This window comes from Oscillatoria sp. FACHB-1406 (assembly GCF_014698145.1).
Classification (GTDB): Bacteria; Cyanobacteriota; Cyanobacteriia; order Cyanobacteriales; family Spirulinaceae; genus FACHB-1406.
Window position 1 is genome coordinate 1 of the sequence record NZ_JACJSM010000017.1, and the last position, 20361, is coordinate 20361.

At 48.2% G+C, this 20361-nt stretch carries 21 protein-coding genes and 1 tRNA gene; 12 read left to right on the forward strand and 10 right to left on the reverse strand.

What is annotated here, in order from left to right; all coding sequences use genetic code 11:
• Window positions 1-192 precede the first annotated feature (192 nt).
• Window positions 193-1083 carry a glycine--tRNA ligase subunit alpha gene (gene glyQ, locus H6G50_RS16115; RefSeq protein ID WP_190718246.1) on the forward strand — a complete coding sequence of 297 codons (891 nt, stop codon included), beginning with the start codon at window positions 193-195 and terminating at the stop codon, window positions 1081-1083.
• A gap of 103 nt (window positions 1084-1186) precedes the next feature.
• Window positions 1187-2461 (forward strand): lipid-A-disaccharide synthase-related protein, encoded by a 1275-nt coding sequence (locus tag H6G50_RS16120; protein WP_190718249.1) that lies wholly within the window; start codon window positions 1187-1189, stop codon window positions 2459-2461.
• 143 nt (window positions 2462-2604) lie between these two features.
• On the opposite strand, the gene tkt is transcribed toward H6G50_RS16120, so the two are convergent.
• A complete protein-coding gene (gene tkt / locus H6G50_RS16125) occupies window positions 2605-4632 on the reverse strand; it encodes a transketolase (protein WP_190718252.1) in 2028 nt (675 codons plus the stop codon).
• Between the two features lie 191 nt (window positions 4633-4823).
• Here tkt and H6G50_RS16130 point away from each other — a divergent pair, with 191 nt between their 5' ends.
• The 6 genes from H6G50_RS16130 to H6G50_RS16155 all read left to right on the forward strand — a co-directional run bounded on the left by H6G50_RS16130 (window position 4824) and on the right by H6G50_RS16155 (window position 7750).
• Window positions 4824-5228 carry a thioesterase family protein gene (locus H6G50_RS16130; protein ID WP_190718256.1) on the forward strand — a complete coding sequence of 135 codons (405 nt, stop codon included), beginning with the start codon at window positions 4824-4826 and terminating at the stop codon, window positions 5226-5228.
• Between the two features lie 82 nt (window positions 5229-5310).
• Window positions 5311-5382, forward strand: a tRNA-Asn gene (locus H6G50_RS16135).
• A 120-nt stretch (window positions 5383-5502) separates the two neighbouring features.
• Window positions 5503-5730: a Calvin cycle protein CP12 gene (locus H6G50_RS16140; RefSeq protein WP_190718259.1), complete on the forward strand. Its 228-nt coding sequence runs from the start codon at window positions 5503-5505 to the stop codon at window positions 5728-5730.
• A gap of 109 nt (window positions 5731-5839) precedes the next feature.
• Window positions 5840-6445, forward strand: a complete 606-nt coding sequence (locus H6G50_RS16145) for a DUF3177 family protein (RefSeq protein ID WP_190718263.1) — start codon at window positions 5840-5842, stop codon at window positions 6443-6445.
• 141 nt (window positions 6446-6586) lie between these two features.
• Entirely contained in the window at window positions 6587-6874 is a 288-nt protein-coding gene (locus H6G50_RS16150; protein ID WP_190718266.1) for a hypothetical protein, read from the forward strand.
• Window positions 6875-7021: 147 nt separating this feature from the next.
• Complete coding sequence (locus tag H6G50_RS16155) at window positions 7022-7750, forward strand: heme oxygenase (biliverdin-producing) (RefSeq protein WP_190718269.1); 729 nt, start codon at window positions 7022-7024, stop codon at window positions 7748-7750.
• A gap of 103 nt (window positions 7751-7853) precedes the next feature.
• On the opposite strand, the gene cobQ is transcribed toward H6G50_RS16155, so the two are convergent.
• Both cobQ and H6G50_RS16165 read right to left on the reverse strand, forming a co-directional pair.
• Window positions 7854-9338: a cobyric acid synthase CobQ gene (cobQ, locus tag H6G50_RS16160; protein ID WP_190718272.1), complete on the reverse strand. Its 1485-nt coding sequence runs from the start codon at window positions 9336-9338 to the stop codon at window positions 7854-7856.
• An 86-nt stretch (window positions 9339-9424) separates the two neighbouring features.
• Entirely contained in the window at window positions 9425-9859 is a 435-nt protein-coding gene (locus H6G50_RS16165) for an Npun_F0494 family protein (protein WP_190718275.1), read from the reverse strand.
• 136 nt (window positions 9860-9995) lie between these two features.
• Here H6G50_RS16165 and H6G50_RS16170 point away from each other — a divergent pair, with 136 nt between their 5' ends.
• Window positions 9996-10916, forward strand: coding sequence for a ribonuclease D (locus H6G50_RS16170; RefSeq protein WP_190718278.1), 921 nt, complete (start codon window positions 9996-9998; stop codon window positions 10914-10916).
• 319 nt (window positions 10917-11235) lie between these two features.
• Here H6G50_RS16170 and H6G50_RS24205 read toward each other — a convergent pair whose 3' ends face one another.
• The 5 genes from H6G50_RS24205 to gcvP form a co-directional block, all read right to left on the reverse strand.
• Complete coding sequence (locus H6G50_RS24205) at window positions 11236-11811, reverse strand: ATP-binding protein (RefSeq protein ID WP_242032854.1); 576 nt, start codon at window positions 11809-11811, stop codon at window positions 11236-11238.
• A gap of 126 nt (window positions 11812-11937) precedes the next feature.
• A complete protein-coding gene (locus H6G50_RS24210; RefSeq protein ID WP_242032855.1) occupies window positions 11938-12654 on the reverse strand; it encodes an ATP-binding protein in 717 nt (238 codons plus the stop codon).
• Between the two features lie 39 nt (window positions 12655-12693).
• The gene (locus tag H6G50_RS16180; RefSeq protein WP_190718280.1) at window positions 12694-12921 is read right to left on the reverse strand and encodes a hypothetical protein; all 228 of its coding nucleotides are present in this window, start codon (window positions 12919-12921) and stop codon (window positions 12694-12696) included.
• 35 nt (window positions 12922-12956) lie between these two features.
• Window positions 12957-14153 carry a glycosyltransferase family 2 protein gene (locus H6G50_RS16185; RefSeq protein WP_190718547.1) on the reverse strand — a complete coding sequence of 399 codons (1197 nt, stop codon included), beginning with the start codon at window positions 14151-14153 and terminating at the stop codon, window positions 12957-12959.
• A gap of 169 nt (window positions 14154-14322) precedes the next feature.
• Window positions 14323-17262 carry an aminomethyl-transferring glycine dehydrogenase gene (gcvP, locus tag H6G50_RS16190; RefSeq protein WP_190718283.1) on the reverse strand — a complete coding sequence of 980 codons (2940 nt, stop codon included), beginning with the start codon at window positions 17260-17262 and terminating at the stop codon, window positions 14323-14325.
• Between the two features lie 525 nt (window positions 17263-17787).
• On the opposite strand from gcvP, the gene H6G50_RS16200 reads away from it, so the two are divergent.
• The 3 genes from H6G50_RS16200 to H6G50_RS23970 all read left to right on the forward strand — a co-directional run bounded on the left by H6G50_RS16200 (window position 17788) and on the right by H6G50_RS23970 (window position 19715).
• On the forward strand, window positions 17788-18375 hold the full coding sequence (locus tag H6G50_RS16200; RefSeq protein WP_190718287.1) for a hypothetical protein: 588 nt from the start codon (window positions 17788-17790) through the stop codon (window positions 18373-18375).
• An 847-nt stretch (window positions 18376-19222) separates the two neighbouring features.
• On the forward strand, window positions 19223-19453 hold the full coding sequence (locus H6G50_RS16205) for a hypothetical protein (protein WP_190718289.1): 231 nt from the start codon (window positions 19223-19225) through the stop codon (window positions 19451-19453).
• A 34-nt stretch (window positions 19454-19487) separates the two neighbouring features.
• Window positions 19488-19715 carry a type II toxin-antitoxin system HicB family antitoxin gene (locus tag H6G50_RS23970; protein ID WP_206756572.1) on the forward strand — a complete coding sequence of 76 codons (228 nt, stop codon included), beginning with the start codon at window positions 19488-19490 and terminating at the stop codon, window positions 19713-19715.
• On the opposite strand, the gene H6G50_RS16210 is transcribed toward H6G50_RS23970, so the two are convergent.
• Together H6G50_RS16210 and H6G50_RS16215 are read right to left on the reverse strand one after the other, a co-directional pair.
• Window positions 19669-20076 carry a PIN domain-containing protein gene (locus H6G50_RS16210; protein ID WP_190718291.1) on the reverse strand — a complete coding sequence of 136 codons (408 nt, stop codon included), beginning with the start codon at window positions 20074-20076 and terminating at the stop codon, window positions 19669-19671. The genes H6G50_RS23970 and H6G50_RS16210 overlap by 47 nt on opposite strands.
• Window positions 20064-20288, reverse strand: a complete 225-nt coding sequence (locus H6G50_RS16215; protein ID WP_190718295.1) for a hypothetical protein — start codon at window positions 20286-20288, stop codon at window positions 20064-20066. The genes H6G50_RS16210 and H6G50_RS16215 overlap by 13 nt, the downstream gene beginning before the upstream one ends.
• Between the last annotated feature and the right edge of the window lie 73 nt (window positions 20289-20361).

Here is a 20361-nt window from a genome sequence, read left to right on the forward strand (position 1 = left end):
CTTTCAAACTATTCTTTTTTCTAGGTTCGGCGCGTCCGCTCCGGACTTCCTTTGCAGCGCGCATTTACAAATGTAGCCCCTTTTCCCAGACTTGTCAACTCCTTTTTGGAAAATATTTTTTTGCTTCCTGAAAGTGGCGAAATAGCGGGCTTCGCGTACAATCGATCGCGGTGTTTCGGATCAGAGGTCAAGGTGGCTTTATCTTTTCAGGCAGTAATTGCGACGTTAAATCAATTTTGGAGCGATCGCGGTTGTGCGATCGCGCAGCCCTACGATACGGAGAAGGGCGCAGGAACGATGAACCCTCATACCTTTTTGCGGGCGATTGGCCCAGAACCCTGGTCGGTGGCTTATGTAGAGCCGTCGCGCCGTCCGACAGACGGGCGCTACGGAGAGAACCCAAATCGCTATCAGCACTATTATCAGTATCAAGTTTTGATCAAGCCGTCGCCGGATAATATCCAGGAGGTGTATCTAGATTCTCTGCGAGCATTGGGCATTCAGCCGGAGGATCGCGATATCCGGTTTGTTGAGGATAACTGGGAGTCGCCAACGTTGGGCGCTTGGGGCGTAGGCTGGGAAGTTTGGCTCGATGGGATGGAAATTACGCAGTTCACCTATTTCCAGCAATGCGGGGGAATAGACTGCCGTCCGGTTTCTATCGAAATTACTTACGGACTGGAACGCTTGACGATGTACCTTCAGAATGTGGATGCGTTTACAAAAATTCAGTGGAACGATCGCATCACCTACGGAGACGTACACCTTCAAGGCGAAGTAGAACAATGTACTTATAACTTCGAGGCATCGGATTCCGATCTCTTGTTCAATCTTTTTAGTCTGTACGAACAGGAAGCCAAACAACTGATCGATCGCGGACTCGTTCTGCCCAGCTACGATTACGTTCTTAAGTGTTCCCACACCTTCAACTTGCTCGACGCGCGAGGTGTTATTGCCGTAACCGAACGGACGCGATATATCGGTCGCATCCGTAACCTCGCCAGACAAGTTGCTCATCTGTACTTTCAGCAGCGAGAGGCCTTGGGCTTCCCGTTGCTAGAAGCTAACGCAGAAGCAGCATAACGCGGAATCCTTCGTTAACTTATTTTCGTCCGACTGTAGCAAACTCAGCGGACTGTTTTAAGCTGTTGGGTGAAAGCAGTACGAAAACACTCACTCATCGCCCATGAAACTATTGTGTCTGAGCAACGGCCACGGAGAAGATGAAATTGCTGTTCGCATCTTAGAAGAGCTTCAGCATCAAGCACCAACGGTGGAGTTAGCGGCTCTGCCGTTAGTGGGCGAGGGAGGAGCGTATCAGCGACACAATATTCCGGTTGTAGGGGCAGTGAAACAAATGCCCTCCGGTGGGTTTATCTACATGGATGGCAAGCAATTGTGGCGAGATGTCAAACAAGGGGGATTGCTGCAATTGGTGTGGCAACAGTATCGAGCGATTCGTCAATGGGTGCAGTCTTCGAGCGAACAAACAGCGGTGTTGGCGGTGGGCGATTTTGTCCCCCTTTTATTTGCTTATTTAGCTGGCGTTCCTTATGCTTTTGTCGGAACTGCCCGATCTGAATATTATTTACGCGATGAGGGAGGATGGCTTTCAGCGCAACGAAAGCTGGAAGCAGTAGGCGGTTCGGTGTATCATCCTTGCGATCGCTGGCTGATGGGACGAAGACGCTGTAAGGCGGTGTTTCCGAGGGATAGTCTGACGGCACAGATTTTACAGGAAAAAGGGCAGTTGCCAGTGTTTGACTCGGGCAATCCGATGATGGATGGCATCGAGTCGGAAGAGTCTGCGCCGATTTTTTATCGCCCTAACATTGATGCAGAGGAGGAAGCGCGATCGCTGACTATTTTACTGTTACCCGGTTCGAGAGCGTTGGAAGCGTATGAAAATTGGGAAAAGATTGCGATCGCAGTGCGGGAGATTGCATCTCGTTTTCGTCGGCAGTCGATATTGTTTCTAGCGGCGATCGCGCCTTCTCTTAGTTTAGAGCCGTTGAGTGCAACGGCAATGGCGAATGGATTCCAACGAAGCACTTTGCCGGAGAAACTCCCCATTGTCGATAGAGATGCGATGGCATTTTCGCGCGATGGCGTACTGCTAATTCTGACGCAAAATGCGTATCGAGATTGCTTGCTAGCTGCCGATTTTGCCGTAGCGATGGCAGGAACGGCGACAGAACAATTTGTTGGTTTGGGGAAACCCGCGATCGCGATTCCCGGACGCGGACCGCAGTATACTTACGCTTTCGCCGAAGCGCAATCGCGATTGCTGGGATGTTCTCTGATCTTGGTACAAAAACCTCAAGAAGTAGCGGAGGCAATTCAAACACTTTTAGCAGATCCCGATCGCCTGCAAGCGATCGCGGAAAATGGACGGCGACGTATGGGGACAGCAGGGGCTGCAAGACGAATTGCAGAATGTTTGAATCGTATCCTGTTATAGCTAAGGATTTAAACTCAAAATCTCTTGGATTTAAATTTTAAAGCATTATCCCTTCTACCGATGGCGATGCAACAAATATGGGGTACAGCAATGGCTATACCCCACTTTTTAAACAAATTTCTGGTTATTCAACTCAATTGAAATTAGCCGAGAACTTCTTTCGCTTTCGCTACGACGTTATCAACCGTGAAACCGAATTTCTCCATTGCTAAATCGCCAGGAGCGGAAACCCCAAAACGATTAATTCCGATCGCGTTCTCTTCACTCACAGCATAACGTCCCCATCCGAAGGTCGTACCCGCTTCTACTGAAACGCGCTTCGTAACTTCTTTTGGCAAAACGGATTCTTTGTAAGCCGCATCTTGGTCTTCAAAGATTTCCCAACTCGGCATCGAAACGACGCGAACCTTCTTACCTTCCGCGCGCAGTTTTTCGGCTGCATCGACGCACAAAAAGACTTCCGAACCCGTACCGATAAGGATAATATCGGGGGTTTCGTCGCCGCCGGAAAGGACGTAAGCGCCTTTAGCAGCATTTTCGATAGAACTGCCTTCTAAGTTGGGCAGATTTTGGCGGGAGAAGGCAATCAACGTCGATTGTTTGTGCTTGCTACCAATGGCTTTTGATCGTTCGACCGCAACCTTATACGCGCCCGAAGTTTCGTTACCATCGGCGGGACGATAAACAATTAAATCGGGAATCATACGCAGGGAGGCAATATGCTCGATCGGTTGGTGAGTCGGCCCATCTTCGCCCAAACCAATCGAATCGTGGGTCATGACCCAGATTACGCCCGCTTGTGCCAGTGCCGACAGACGAATCGCATTGCGCATATAGTCGGTAAACACCAGGAAGGTTGCGCCGTAAGGAATCAACCCAGAATTATGCAGGGCAATACCGTTACAAATTGCACCCATACCGTGTTCGCGCACGCCGAAACGCAAGTTGCGGTTTTCGTACTTACCTTTTAGGAAACTGCCGGAAACTTTGAGTTCGGTGAGGTTGGAGTGGGTTAAGTCTGCCGAACCGCCAATGAGTTCGGGGAGGACTGGGGCGAGCGCATTCAGCGTCATTTCCGAGTTTTTGCGCGTTGCCAGGGGTTTATCGGCGGGGGTATAGGTGGGCAGAGCTTTTTCCCAACCTTCGGGGAGTTTGTCAGAAATCATCCGCTCGAATTCGGCGGCTTCTTCTGCGTATTTAGATTTGTAGTCATCCCAAACCTTCTGCCATTCTGCCTCCGATTCTGCACCGCGATCGACGGCTTTGCGGAAGTGCTTGAGGGCATCTTCCGGAATGTCGAAGGGTTCGTGTTCCCAACCGAGGTTTTCGCGGGTGGCTTTCACTTCGTCGCCGCCGAGAGCCGCGCCGTGAACGCCCGCGCTGTTGGCTTTGTTGGGGGAGCCGTAACCGATGGTGGTGGTAACTTTAATCATTGAGGGCTTATCCGTCACGGATTTTGCTTCCTCAATTGCTTTGGCAATCCCATCGAGGTCGGTGTTGCCGTTTTCGACGTGGAGGATGTGCCAACCGTAAGCTTCAAAACGTTTGCTGACATCTTCGGTGAAAGAGATTTCGGTGTTGCCGTCGATGGAGATGTGGTTGTCGTCGTAGAGAGCGATAAGTTTGCCCAAACCGAGGTGTCCGGCGAGGGAGCAAGCTTCGCCAGAAATCCCTTCCATGTTGCAACCGTCGCCGAGGATGACGTAAGTATAGTGGTCTACGATGGTGCTGTCCGGTTTGTTGAATCGTGCGGCGAGGTGGGCTTCAGCCATTGCTAAACCGACACCGTTAGCAATCCCTTGACCGAGGGGACCGGTGGTGACTTCGACACCGGAAGTCATAAAGTTTTCCGGGTGGCCTGGGGTTCTCGAGTCCCACTGACGGAAGTTTTTGATATCGTCGAGGGTGACGCTATCGTAGCCGGTGAGGTAGAGCATGGCATATTGAAGCATACAGCCATGTCCGGCGGAGAGGACGAAGCGATCGCGGTTAATCCATTGGGGATTTTTGGGGTTGTAGCGCATAGCGCGATCCCAGAGGACAAAGGCCATCGGCGCTGCGCCCATCGGCAAGCCAGGGTGTCCGGATTTTGCCTTTTCGACTGCATCAATAGCTAAAAAGCGAATGGAATTAATGGCAACTTCTTCAAGCGATTGGGTAGCAACGACCATAATCTGTTCTTTTAAGGAGTGAGACTACAAAACTGGAGCGCAAAACTGCTTTCAATCTTAAAACTGGATGGCACGGATCGCCCCGAGGTACTATATCATCATCCCATCTGTAGGGATCGATGGGCAAGCAGTTGATAATTGACAATTAATAATTGACAATTGACAGTTAAACTGTTGAGCGATCGCTGTTTATGGCTTTTTTTTACTCTCGTACCGTGCGTTTGGCTGATACCGATGCAGCCGGTGTTATTTATTTTGCAAACGTTCTCAATATTTGCCATGAAGCTTACGAGCAAGCTTTGATAGTGGCGGAGATTGCATTGGGAACGATGATTTTGGATTTTGGCGTGGCGCTGCCGATCGCGCATAGTGCTTGCGATTTTTTGCAGCCCATCGCTTGGGGCGATATCCTTCAAGTTAGCGTGGCGCTGCGGGAGTTGCGCGATCGCAGTTTCGAGCTTGCCTACGAAGTTCGCTTATCCTCCGAACGCCTTGCTGCTAACGCCATCACTCGCCACGTCTGCATTTGCGCCCAAACTCGCCGCAAACAAGCTCTGCCCGACGCGATCGCACAAGCCTTGCGATCGCTTGCCTAAAAAAAATTTCTATTCCCCCCTTGTAAAACTCCACACAGTTCTGCTACAATTAGAAACTGTGGTTAAGTTAATCATCTAGCTATCCTCAGTAGCTCAGTGGTAGAGCGGTCGGCTGTTAACCGATTGGTCGCAAGTTCGAATCTTGCCTGGGGAGTTGAAGCGCAAAATCTTAAAAAATCGGGGAGAATTCAAATTTCTCTTCTTCAATCGCGCTATGACTATAGTTAGTCTAGACTGGAGTAATTCAGTTAAAAAACGATCAGTAAGAGCAGCAATGAGCAGCAACATCGAAGAACAAATTCAACAAGAGCGCGAAAATGCTAGAGCCGTTTGCAATACCGACGGCAGCAACGCAGCGGAATGTGCGGCTGCTTGGGACGCAGTAGAGGAACTGCAAGCCGAAGCATCCCACCAACGGCAATCTAAGCCCAAAGCCAATTCTCTGGAACAATACTGTAGCGATAATCCCGACGCAGTAGAGTGTAGAATCTACGACGACTAAAATCCGTCAGGCGGAATTAGAATTATAAAAACCCGGTTTCCCTGAGAAACCGGGTTTTTAAGCAACTGGAAGCTATAATCGGAAAGTTTGAGAATGCGAGTAACACGCGATGGAAAATGCAGTCTGGTTTAAGCCGCTGATTTGGATGGACTACCGTCTCGCTGTTTTATTAGCAGCGGCAATTCCCTTAGTTTTACTCATTTGGGCGCTATTTAAGCGCGCCGAAGCGATTACTCGCTTGTTAGTTATTTACTGGCGGGTTGCAAGTCTGCTCGCGATCGCGCTTTACTTAATGATTCCAGCATGGCGCATTGCCTTCATTGCCGGATTTGCCGCTCGGATCTTAATTCCCATCTCCCTTTGGTTTTGGATCGATCTCAATGAAGAAATCGACGATCGCCCGCCAGACGGAATTAAGCTCGCAACAACGGCATGGCGCTGGGCGATGACAGTCTATTGTATCCTTAGCGCGATCGCTTCCCTACCTTTTCTTTCCTGTGCTTTTAGCAACAACGCCAACCAACTCCCCGGTTGTCGCGCATGGATGGAAGTTCCTTGGACTTACTACCACTTCCTACACTACAAAGCCGACTATAGTAACGTCGGATTGCTCGGATTCCTTGGGGCGGTCGGTTTGTGCTTCTATGTTGTTTCGTTCCTATATTTTCTGTTAATCAAGCTCGGCAAACAAGGGCGATCGGCAATGGAAAGATGATAGTAATTGATAATTGACAAGGGATAATTGATAATGAGGAGAACAGAAAAGTTAACTCGCCCCTCTCCGATTTAGTTTGTTTAAATCAGCCTATATTACAAAGTCAGTTATTGCAGTCAACCACGATCGGAAAAAGTAAAATTGAGTAGTTCGATTGAAAAACGCTTAGAAGCCTATACCTTAAAACATCCCCAAGAAGTCCTAATTGTGACTGTTGAAGGAGATGGAGAAGGCGATTGTATCCTCATTTTTAAAGGATTTTCAAGCTCCTTAATGCGTTCCACCGCTTTCGACCCAGATACGCCCGTCTTCCCAGCAGAGGCGCGTATTATTGCGATCGATCGCGCCGTCAGTCCCTTCAATCCCGCTTCTCCTCGCTACATCCAACAAGGCTTAAGTTGGGAGGAGATGGAACCATTACTTGATTAGGAACAGATAATTACGCGCGCCGCTGAACTTCAAAAATCTTAATGAAAATGACGCAAGAATCGGTTTAACCTAACAGTTTGGGTAGTTTTTTGCCTATTCCACGTCAACCGCTTCGCTCTATATCAAAAATTCATTAGGAAATCGAGCATGAGTGTCAATTTATCTACAATGCTGCGCGAAGGGACAAAGAAATCCCATACGGCTGCTGAAAACGTCGGATTTGTCAAGTGCTTTTTAAAAGGTGTTGTTGAAAAGAACTCTTATCGAAAATTAGTTGGAAATCTCTACTTCGTTTACTCCGCAATGGAAGAAGAGATGGAGAGACATCGCAATCACCCCGTCCTCTCCGGCGTTTATTTTCCCGAATTAAACCGCAAGCAAAGTTTGGAAGAAGATTTACAGTTTTATTACGGCCCGAACTGGCGCTCTCAAGTACGAGCTTCTGAAGCGGGAGAAGCCTATGTTAACCGCATTCGGGAAATTTCCAATACCAAACCCGAACTCCTGATCGCTCACCTCTACACTCGCTATCTCGGCGACCTTTCTGGCGGACAAATCCTCAAGAAAATTGCTCAAACTGCAATGAATCTTGCTGACGGTCAAGGCACGAGTTTTTATGAATTTCCTGAAATTCCTGACGAAAAAGCCTTCAAGCAAGAGTATCGCCAGCGTTTAGATGAAACACCCATCGACCAAGCAACAGCGGATGAAATTGTCGATGAAGCAAATGCTGCCTTCGGAATGAACATGAAAATGTTCCAAGAATTGGAAGGAAATTTAGTGAAAGCAATCGGGACGATGTTGTTTAATACGCTAACGCGCCGTCGCTCGCGCGGTAGCACGGAAGCTGATGCTAGCTTAGCGACGGCTAAGTAAGTTCGACGCGAGAGAACCATTAAGCATGGGCAGGGACGTTACCTTTAACGTCCCTTCTTAATTATTAATGCGATCGCGCGTTAGCCAACTCAATTCGAGCAATTTAATGAAGCAACGGCTGTATATCGAGATGGGCGGCGACTAAATCCGCGATTCCGTCCAACATCACCTCGCGCTGTTCGCGATAGTTGGGAACCCCCGTTGGGAGAGACAATAAACCGCGTCGCTGGCGAAGATGATTCAGCCACGCCCTGCGCCATGCCCCATTATCAAACAAACCGTGCAGATAGCAGCCCCAAGTCAGCATCGCTTTATCGACAATCCCCAAACTCGGATCGTTAAATAAAGGGTGATAATCTTCCTTCAGTTGCCCCTTCTTCAACTCCACGAGAAGCGAACGCCCTTGGTGGATTTCGTACCCTTCCACCGGCAATCCCGCTGTCGGGAATTCCGAATTAACCGTTCGCTGGCGCACGACTTTATTACGCGAGAGAATGGTTTTGAGAGGCAGCAGGTTCAAACCGCGACACTCCGCGATCGAACCTTCCAACTTTTCGGGATCGCTGACCATTTGACCGAGCATTTGGAAGCCGCCGCATATTCCCATTACGGTTCCACCCGCTGCCGCATATTCTTGAATTCTCTGCGCCGTGCCGCTTTCATGGAGAACAGTTAAGTCGGCGATAGTGGTTTTTGACCCCGGTAGGATAATGGCATCGGGATAGCCCAGCGATTGACCGGGATCGATATACTTGACGCAAACACTCGGTTCGGCTTCTAAGGGGTCAAAATCGGTAAAGTTGGCGATGCGCGGCAGGCGAATAACCGCAATCGTCAGTTCGGGATTGGGTTTGCGTCCGCGTCGTTCCAGTAAATCGAGGGAGTCTTCCGCCGGAAACATTCGATCGCTCCAAGGAATCACCCCCAAAACGGGAATTCCAGTATACTGCTCGAGCCAATCGATTCCCGGTTGCAAGATCGATCGCTGGCCGCGAAATTTATTAATCGCAACTCCTTTGATTAACTTTCGCTCTTCCGGTTCGAGTAAGGCTAGAGTTCCCACAACATGAGCAAAAGCGCCGCCGCGATCGATATCGACGACGAGGAGAGTCGGCGCATTGAGATAGCGCGCCACGCGCATATTGGTGAGATCGCGGTGTTTGAGGTTAATTTCCGCCGGACTGCCCGCCCCTTCGCAGACAATCAGATCGAATTCGCTCGAAAGGCGTTCTAACGAGTCTTGAATGGCTTGCCAACCGATGTTGAAATAATTTTCGTAATAGTCACTCGCACTGGTAGTACCGACAGCTTTTCCATGCAGAATAACTTGCGAAGTGGCATCGCCTTGCGGTTTGAGCAAGATGGGGTTCATTTCTACCCAAGGTGTAACTCCCGCCGCCCAAGCTTGTACAGCTTGAGCGTAGCCAATTTCTCCGCCCATTTGGGTGACGTAGGCATTGAGGGCCATATTTTGACCTTTGAAGGGCGCGACTCGCCAGCCGCGACGCGCCAGAATTCGACATAATCCTGCGGTTATTAAGGATTTTCCTGCGTGGGAGGTAGTTCCCACTACCATAATTGATTTCATAGGGGAATATGAGGTTTTATAAGGCGAGAGATCGGCTTTTTTTACTTTTACGATTGCGATCGGTTCCGTCTCATCGCTAAGCGCTTTTAAAAAGGCAGTCTCAGCCAACGGTTGAGGGCATTGACGATGCGATCCCACACAGAAGCGCGTAGCGGCGCGTGTAACGAGTCAGAGGGGATCTTAACACCCGCTTTTTCGTACCGTTCGACGATTTGCCGTCCGAGGGGGGTGAGGCGGAAGCTGTCGGTGATGCCCTGGCCATCAACTTCACGTCGCAGCAAACCGACTTGGATGAGCCAAACGAGGTGACTTTCTGCGACTAATTCTAGCAGGGGACGTTGAGTGTGTCTTCGCTCGACCCCAGAACTCCCTACAATTTCGTTTAAGGGAACGCTGCGATCGCGCATTGTCGTAAAAAGCAAAAGTTTAAAGGGCGAACAGCGCAACGCGCGTTCTGCGCGCGCAACAGTTTGGGGAGAGTAAGCGATGGGTATTTGGGATGGGGCGATGGGGGAACTCATGAGAATCTTGATTTTTTATCGATCGCGAGGGCAGGAGAGAATCTCAATTATGGCTTTAATCTTGCGGTAACGTCACCTCCCGATTCCCCAAGGAGCAGTAGGATGGTAGGGTCGCTGTGAAATTTTGGATTCGTCAATGGCTTATTTAACGGATTTGGGCGATATTAAAGCTGCGATCGTGCATTTTCGCCAGCGTTCTCGGTTGTGGTTAGATACGGAAGTTGCTGACTTTCGCAGCCAGAAACCGCGACTCTCGTTGATTCAGGTATTGGACGATCCGAGCGATGAAACGGGCGATCGCGTGACGATTCTGGATGTCCTCGACTGTCCCGATGCGATCGCTCTCTTTATCGAACAAATTATGCTCGATCCTGAAATCGAGAAAGTTTTCCATAATGCCAAATACGATCTCAAGTTTTTAGGAAAACAAAAGGCAAAGCAGGTAACTTGTACCTTAGAACTGGCGAAAAAAATCCCCTACTATCTTGCACCCGTTAACGACTATACGCTTAAAACTTTAGCCGAGAAACTCTGCAATCTTCCCGCGATCGATAAAACCGAACAGCAAGGAGACTGGGGACAACGCCCGCTAACTTCCTCGCAGTTACACTATGCAAAAATGGATGTTGTTTACCTTACTAAACTTCATCGACGCTTGTTAGAACTTCAAGCTTTAGTCGAGCGCGACCCAGAAACCGAAAACTTAGAAGCATTGCTCCTACGTTACCGTCAAATCGAGCATCAATGGCAATGTTTGAGTACAGAAATGGAGCATTTAAGAACCCGAATTAAAGCAACGATGCAACACCAAGAAGTTGAGGAACAAGCGGGTTTTAAGTTATCGATGCAGAAGCGCACCACGCGCCGCATTTCGTTCCAAGAACTCGCGCGATTTGCTCGCGAAACGGGGGCAGACTTCGACTTATCGATCGCACTCAATAAAAACCAGCAAACGGCGTTGGGCGAGTATCTGGAGGTTTTACCGATTGAGGAAGAGGTTAGCGCGATCGCGATGCTGAAAGTTTCTGCCCAAGATGAGGAAGATATTCCGTTTTAGCGTTGAATGGAGCAAGTGCGATCGCGAGGTGAGATTTGCGTTAAAGCACTTTTACCCCAGTTTCATGAGGGTTTCAGCCTTTCACCCGCCGGAACAGGGTTTTGCGTTAAAGCACTTTTACCCCAGTTTCATGAGGGTTTCAGCCTTTCACCCGCCGGAACAGGGTTTTGCGTTAAAGCACTTTTACCTCAGTTTCATGAGGGTTTCAGCCTTTCGCTCGCCGGAACAAGGTTTTGCGTTAAAGCACTTTTACCTCAGTTTCATGAGGGTTTCAACCTTTCGCCCGCCGGAACAGAGTTTTGCGTTAAAGCACTTTGCTTTAAGCCCAGAAAGGAAGATAACGAGCATAGCGCGTGGACATCGACTCCGAAATATCCATCTTAATAAAACCTGCTTCCTTCGTCGCCCCGATAATCAGGGAAACAGTCGCTTGCTTGGATTCATTCAAGCGAAATCGCTCCCGTAGACTCTGATTGGACATACGTTTATTGTTGATATACAACAGACAGCAATGCTGGTAGCAGGCTCGAATTCGGTCTGCTTTGCTCATATCATCAAAATCCTGGTGAGCAAACAAGATAGTTGTAGTACGAATATCATCTGCCCGAAAGTCCGGTGCGGGGAGTTGATAGGCTTCAACTGCATTAATAACCTTATCAATGCCACTCCCTTTTTCTTCACAAATACCGAAACGTCTCATTAGATCGGCGAGTTGCTCGTTGCGAGAACGATATTCATCAATAAAGCGCTCTACCTTGATAGGAGGAATTCCGGGATTAGATATTTCGATGCGATCGCTGTACATTTCGATCGCCACTGAAGCCCCTGTAACTAGAAAGTCTTGGTGAATTAGAGCATTAGCAATTAATTCCCGTAGAGCTTGTTTTGGAAACATTTTAATTTCTTCTCGCACGACTTCTTCCACACAACGATTTTGCGGAGCCGACAAATAAACAAAATCAACTAGACCCTCAAAGCCGACTGCATAACCTTTTGAGCCAGTACGATCTATATGGGTCTTTTACTTACCACTGCCTTCATAAAAGATAACTCGCGCTGCTTTACGGGCTAGCGACGAAGAAAAGCGTTCGAGTTTTTTGGCAAGTAGGATAGCTGAGATATTTGAAATCGTCCAACCGTCCGACATTTTGTAAAGTAATCGATCGCTTTGCAATCTTTCTAGTACGGCATTACGATGGGTAGGATAAGGAAGCTTTAAAAGCTCAAAATAGGTTTGCGTATCTAACAAATCAATAACTTCACCTGCTGCCAGAGCGGAAGCAGCGGGTTCGCAAAACCAATCGTGTCGATCTTCAGCAAAAATACGCTTTAGCATATCGGATGTCATCGCTACGAGTTCTTCACCTGCTCGCATGAGGTACGCTCCGTCTAAAGCAATCGGTTGTCCGGTCGGTCGGCTAGGGATTTCAAAGATTAACACTCGACCGTCAGAATGTTGTAATTCTGTCGTATCAACGCGCAAGTGAAGTTTTTTGACAATTTGGGCTTTAATTTTGTTAAGCGATTCAGGTGTTGAAAAGGCGTGAGAACCAACAACTTGACGCGGGCGCTTATCGGTAATGCCGAAAATTAAATATCCTCCTCCTTCATTTGCGATGGCGACGCAATATTTCATCAGTTTGACAGTATCAAATTGATTTTTTGCTTCTTTAAATTCAAGTTTTTCGTTTTCTACAGGTGCATTCAACCAATCTTGGAGGGTGTTGAGAGTTATCATGCTTTCTTTCTCTCTATTTCAGCTAATAGATACAAAGCACTACCATATTTCGGAAAGCGGAATAGTTTTACCTGTTAATGCTTCTTGAAACCCTTCGTAAATTCCCTCCATAATTATTTCAAGGGAGGTATCGTCAGCATCTTCTTCGTTTTCTTCAGATATTAATACAATAACGCGGACGCGCTGAGGTTTGGTGGTTTCTAACGCGCGATCGAGGGTAAGTTCTCCTCTTTCATTAATTGTCGCTGTAGTTTCTATGGCTTTCATCGTCAGTTGGAGTATTGATGAATTACCTATTAATTTTAACCGATTTCCGTTGTACGCCACTGAAGTTTGAGGTTAATCCAAAAGTTCCAAAAGGTAACTACGGCGATCGCAATCAATTTTGCTGCATACTCGTTGACATGAAGCAGGTTATAGAGAATATTGACCAACAAGACATTTAAGATCAAACCCGCCAGACAAATTGCATTGAACTTTAACAAGCGCTTAAACCATTTCTTCCAGCCTTTTTGAGGACGGGATTTATCGCGATACGTCCACAGATCGTTCCAAAGAAAGTTATTAATAATTGCCACTTCCGCTGAAAGTATGGCACTGCGCGTCAAGCCTAATCCCCATTCAGTTCGCAGCAGGTAAAATAAGCTTAAATCGACGACTAAGCCGGTAGCACCGACGGCAATAAAACGCAGAAACCGCTCGACGGGCCATAGGGAACGCCGCAAACGCAAGAGGTGCTGGATGTATTCGAGATATTGCTTGGCGGTAACTTTGCTTTCCCCTTCTTGGCGTTCTTGGAAAATGTAGCCGACTTCCCGACAGCAGCGAATGTCGCCGCGCCCGATGACTTCTAAGAGGATTTTATAACCGATGGGGTCGAGAGGTTTGCCTGCGATCGCGTCTCGCTTCACTAAAAAATAGCCGCTCATCGGATCCGACACGCGCCCGACAACGCCGGGTAAAATGGTCAAACCTAATATCTGTGCGCCTCGCGATAAGATACGGCGAAAGATATTCCAGTCGCTTACGCCGCCTTCTTCGATATGGCGACTGGCGACAGCGAGATCCGCGCCTTTTTTGATTTCTTCCCACAGTTGCAGCAAAATTTCGGGTGGATGCTGCAAATCGGCATCAATTGCCCCAAATACGAAGCCTCGCGCGACTTGCCACCCGCGCACGACGGCGGTGGAGAGTCCTCGTTCTTCAATACGTCGCATCACTCGCAGTTGCGGATATTGGGGGATGAGGGACTGGGCAATTTCCCAGGTGCGATCGGGGCTGTCGTCATCGACGATAATCAGTTCGTAGCGATCGCGCAATACTGGATCGAGGAGGTAACATAATTTACTAACGAGGGTTTCAATATTCTGGCTTTCTTTGTAGGTAGGGATGGCAATCGAAAGCAGAATCGGACTCGGGGCGGGGGGATGTGCCGGAACGATGAGAGAACCGACGGGAACCAAGAGTAGGGAGTTATTGAGATTGACGCGATCGGACATTAGGGAATAATTGATAATGGACAATGGACAATGGATAACGTCTTTCAAATCCAATCGCAGTCTAAACTGTTATTTAATCCTAAAGCCTCAATCCGTTGGGGCGACTTGAGAAAAACCCGGTTTCTTTAAGAAGCCGGGTTTTTATGCCAAAAGACGGTTGAATTCGACCTTACTCCTCCCGATACGCTTCCATTCCTTCGCAAGAACAGATTAAGTTACGATCGCCGTAAGCATTATCAATCCGCCCTACCGTCGGCCAATATTTATGTTCCTTCGTCCAAGGGGCGGGATAAGCGGCTTCCTCGCGGCTGTAGGGATGCGTCCATTCGCCGCAGAGTAAAGATTCGGCTGTATGGGGCGCATTTTTGAGGGGATTGTCCTCGCGATCGATTGTACCCGACGAAATGGCATCTGCTTCGCCCGCGATCGCTAACATCGCCTCGCAAAAACGGTCTAACTCCTCCTGACTCTCGCTTTCCGTCGGTTCTACCATCATCGTCCCAATCACCGGCCAAGACATTGTAGGCGCGTGGAAGCCATAATCCATCAACCGCTTTGCCACATCATCCACCTTCACACCCGCCCGTTTATCCATCGGGCGTAAATCAATAATGCACTCGTGCGCCACCAATCCCGATTTTCCTTTAAATAACACCGGATAAGCCCCTTCCAAGCGTTGAGCGATGTAATTCGCATTGAGGATGGCGATTTTCGTGGCTTCCGTCAATCCCTCTGCCCCCATCATGGCAATATACATCCAGGAAATGACCAAAATGCTGGCACTACCCCAAGGCGCGGCTGCAATCGCACCGATGCTGGTTTCATCCCCTAACTCGACAACTAAATGTCCCGGCAGATAAGGCACGAGATGCGCCGCTACGCCAATCGGGCCAACCCCCGGGCCGCCGCCACCGTGGGGAATGCAGAAGGTTTTGTGTAAGTTCAAATGACAGACATCCGCACCGAAATCACCGGGACGACACAACCCGACTTGCGCGTTCATGTTCGCCCCATCCATATACACCTGTCCGCCGTAATGATGGACGGTTTCGCAAATTTCGACAATTCCTTCTTCAAAGACACCGTGCGTCGAAGGATATGTCACCATCAATGCTGCTAAATTATCGCCGTGCTTCTCGGCTTTTGCTTTTAAATCGGCTAAGTCAATATCGCCCTGTTTGTCGCACTTCACCGCCACCACTTTCATCCCGCACATGACTGCACTGGCGGGATTGGTTCCGTGGGCAGATTCGGGAATCAAACAAATATTGCGATGGGCTTCGCCGCGATGTTCGTGGTAGGCGCGGATGACTTGCAAACCGGCATATTCGCCCTGGGAACCGGCATTGGGTTGCAGGGAAACGCCAGCAAAGCCGGTGATTTCTGCCAGCCAGCTTTCCAGTTGTTGGAAAAGTTCTTGATAGCCTCGGGTTTGGGAACGGGGGGCGAAGGGATGAATTTTGCCGAATTCGGGCCAGGTGACGGGAATCATCTCGGCGGTGGCGTTGAGTTTCATCGTGCAGGAACCCAAGGGAATCATGGAGGTGGTGAGGGATAAATCCTTGGTTTGCAACTGATGCAGGTAGCGCAGCATTTCACTTTCGGAATGGTAGCGGTTGAAGACGCGATCGCGCAAATAGTCGCTGCTGCGGGCGAAAGGTGCATAAAAATCGAAGCGCGCTTCCTGTTCTAACTCTTCAGCGGTAAAGGGTAGCGTTTCGCGTCCGGCTAATAGCTGCCACAGTTGGGTGACATCTTCTAATGTGGTCGTTTCATCCAGGGAAATACAAACGAAACCCGGTTCGACGAGGCGCAAGTTTACCCCCTTCGTTTCCGCCGCTTGCACCACGGCTTTTGCCCCCGCCTCGCCAACGCACAGGCACACGGTATCGAAGAAGGGAATCTCGTCAATGCTGTAGTTGAGGCGTTTTAAACCGGCGGCGAGGAGGACGGCAAGGGTGTGGATGCGAGACGCGATCGCACGCAGTCCTTCCGGGCCGTGATAGACTGCATACATCGAAGCCATCACCGCTAAAAGAACCTGCGCCGTACAAATATTACTGGTTGCTTTTTCGCGCCGAATGTGCTGTTCGCGGGTTTGTAGGGCGAGGCGCAAAGCTGGTTTGCCGTGGCGGTCTTTAGAAACGCCGACGATACGGCCGGGAATGCTGCGTTTGTACTCGTCGCGCGTCGCAAAGTAAGCAGCGTGAGGCCCGCCGTAACCCAGCGGTACGCCGAAACGTTGGGTACTGCCGACGGCAATATCCGCGCCGAACTCGCCGGGAGGGGTGAGGAGGGTTAAACTGAGGGGGTCGGCGGCGACGGTGACGAGGGCGGAAACTTGGTGCGCGCGATCGATAAAATGACGATAATCGGCTACAGCCCCGTAAGTATCGGGATATTGTAATAAAGCACCGAAGATGGGTTGCTCGAAGTCAAACTCGTAGTAAGGGCCGACTAAAACCTCAATTCCCAAAGGTTTGGCACGGGTGGCAACGACCTCAATCGTTTGCGGGTGACAGCTATCGGCAATGAAGAAGGTGTTGGATTTATTCTTGCACAGATGGTAACTCATGCTCATCGCTTCGGCGGCAGCAGTCCCCTCATCGAGAAGGGAAGCGTTGGCAATGGGGAGTCCGGTTAAATCCGCAATCAGCGTTTGAAAATTCAGCAGCGCTTCTAAACGTCCTTGGGCAATTTCTGCTTGATAGGGCGTATAGGCAGTATACCAGCCCGGATTTTCCAGGATATTGCGCTGAATCACCGGCGGCGTGATGCAATCGTAATAACCCATACCAATGTAGGAACGAGCAATCTGATTCTGCGAAGCAATTTGTTTTAATTGCGCTAAAGCTGCCGTTTCGGTTTTCGATGCGGGGAGTTGCAAAGGTTTTTGGAGACGAATGGCAGCGGGAACTGCTTTGTCAATCAAAGCATCGAGCGTCTCGCACCCCAACACTCCCAGCATTGTTGCCACTTCTTTTGCGTTTGAGCCGATATGTCGCCGCGCAAACTCATCAGCAGCGATTCTGAGGTTGGGAACTTGAGGCTTGAATTCGGGTTGAGAGTGAGCCAAAGCGAGATTGACAGCGAGTTCTGGATTAGCCATTCGTCAGATAGATGGGGGTGAAACAAGGGATGAATTGCGAGCCGAGAAACTCCGCCCGCAGTGTTCTTATTATTTTGTAACAAATTTAGCCAGATACAAGCGTCACTTGCGATACTGCAAAAAAAACATGAGAGGACGCGATCGATTTCTATCGGTGGAAAGCAATATCCAAAAGGAGTAGGCTGTTTCGTTAGGATTTGTCCGGATCGCATAACTACGGAGAGTAAGATGTAGCAGTAAGCTTTGGTGGGCAAGGTCGTTGAAAATAATCTTTTAAACACGAGATTCTCTCTTGCCCACCCTACCTCTTGCCTAAAAACTTCTTTATAGAGGAGTAAAACAGCACTTAAAGCCTAATTTTGAGTAGAAGCAGCCACGTTTCCCTCAATAGCTAAATGAGTTAAGAATTCTTCAATTTCTTTTCCGCCCATTTCTCTGAAATGCCTTTTCTCATGAAAGAGAATATAGCGTTTAATCCAATTTTAGACCGCTGCAACTTCACCATACTGCCGAGGAAGTAACCTTATGAGTCCCTTACCACCATTTCCATTAAAAAACTTTAACCTTGCTGGAGATGCCGGTACTGATCATAAAGTCAGTGGGCAAATAGCTCAAGTTAACAGTTGCCCAGAACCCCTGACTGATGCTGAAGTACATTTAACTGTCTGGTATCTCATTCCTGAAGGTGATAATTGGCTTTTCCCTCAGCGCACCTTTACGTCAGACAACTATTATGCTGGATATGACAAGTTGGTTGTTGGGACAAATGTACAACTTGTTCAGGGGCAACCGGTTGCAAAGACTAAGGTAAATGATGAGGGTTTATTCACTTTGAAATGGAAAGAGGTGGTGACGGCCAACAGGACTCCGTATCTCAAGGCACATCATATTAGAGAGAGTAACTTCGATCCATCTGATCCTACAGGCTATAGAGAGATTACGGTTAAGAGAGTTTATAAGGTGGGAGGGTTGCACAAGATCGCAGAAGCAGACCAGATACCTGATTGGTCTATCGACTTTAACCCAATGGTACTACTAGAGTTTTTTGGGACTGAGACACAAAAGCAACTTCCTCCACTTACAGCAAGGTGTATTCCGATCCTTCCTGGATGAAGAGTAGGTCTAACGATTTGTTCAATTATTAGTGCTTTGTCATAGACAAAGCACAACTGGTCTTGCCAAAACTGGAACCCGTCATGAAAATCTTTTGTGCGTTTCTTCTTATACTGTCCCTTTCGTTTACTAGTATCAATACTGCTTATGCTCAACGTCCTAGTTGTTCAAACACTAATGACTGCACAACACCACGGCAATGTAGAAATTATTCATCGTCTGTATATGTTAATTGCAATGGTTTAGGAAAATTATTCGGATGTAAAAGTACGTCTGGTGTGTGTAGCTTGTTTTGCTCCAATGAAGTTTTATTTGCACAACGGTGCGTATCACCCTGCACTAGCAATAGCCAATGTGTTTCAGGCGAAAGATGTACAGGAAGTGCTACACAAAAGTTTTGTACAAAATTGTAAACTCTACCAATAGCTTTTAGTAAACGTAGGGTGGGCAAGGTAACGAGTAGGATTGTTTGAGAGATTCATTAAGATAACCTTGCCCACCAACCTCGTTGCGGTGGGCATCGCCGCAAGACCTTTTGACTTATGGCACAATTTTAAATCGGCAATGCCCACGCTACTGAGAATTGACTCAAAGTTCAAATACTTGAAGAAGTCCGAAACGTGCTCATATTTGTTCTCTCTGGAGTATGTACGTTCTGTCCGAGTATCGTATTAGAGCGTGATGCTTTGTTCATTGATGGCATATATCTCGATCGGAAGCATCTCGTCTTAACACTTAGAACCATGATACTTAAACAATTCGCTGAGACTGACACAGAGCAATTTCTCTGAGCATCAGCTAAGATTAATAAACGATGTGCGATTGTGGTTTTTGCCACAACAAAATCATGACTGAACTCCTTCAACAGGCGATCGCCCAAATCCAAAAACTCCCACCCGACCAACAAGATGCGATCGCGGCTCAATTTTTGGCAGAGTTGCAGGACGAGCAAAAATGGGAAACCCGTTTTGCTGCCACGACAGACGATCGATGGGATCGGATGGCGGCAATGGTGCGGCAGGAGATCGCGGCAGGAGAAACTGTTCCACTTGATGAGGTCTTCCCAACCCAAAAATGAGATCGAGTGTCGCACAAAGTTTTTGAGGTCAGCCATGCGCTTTCTACTAACTAAGGTTTTCAAGAAAGTACCCGAAGGATATATTAGTTTTGTTGAAGAATTACCTGGAGCTAACACCCAAGCTGATACTATTGAGGAAGCTCGCTCAAACCTAGAAGAGGCTATTGAGTTAGTTCTTAATGCTAATCGTTCGCTTTCCGAAGAACAGCTTCTTGCTATTCTGGCGGTAGCAGGTAGTGCGCGAGTTCGGGATACCGAATAAATAAGCCGTCAACACTGGCGAGTTTAGCTTCATATTCTAGGGCCGTGGCGATAATTGCGCGATCGAAAGGATCTTTATGAATAGAAGACAGATTGACCGCACGACAAGCAATTTTAGGAGTAAAAGGTAGGAGGTTAATTTGTGCTGGTTCTAACGCTTCTTGTAACCATAAGTTGACGGGACAAGGTAATTCTAAACGTCTTCTTTTGTTAGCGATTGCAATTTCATAACAGGATAAAGCAGATACCCCCACTTCTTCCGCTGTTTCAATGCGGTCTTGCCAGGATAAAGGGAATCGTTCAAACTCCCGATTTATCCACCAAAACCAAATATGGGTATCCAGCACAATTATTTCAGACATTCCCAATCTTCTTCATCGACAATTGGACTCACTATATCTCCTAAAAGTTTAGCTTTACCAGCAATTGATGCTGGTGGAAATCGACGTTTCTTTTCAGATTCAACTTTTTCTTCCAGAACAGTAATAATGAGACGAGCAGTCTCAACAGTTGGCTTTTCATCCAACCACTTTACTTCGCCATTTTCATAAATTGCTTCATAGCTTTTTAACATCTTTAATTCCTCTGAGCTAGTGCCTAGGTTGTTCTATTTTAGCGAAAAAGTAGCGCAGTCCAGTAGGGTGGGC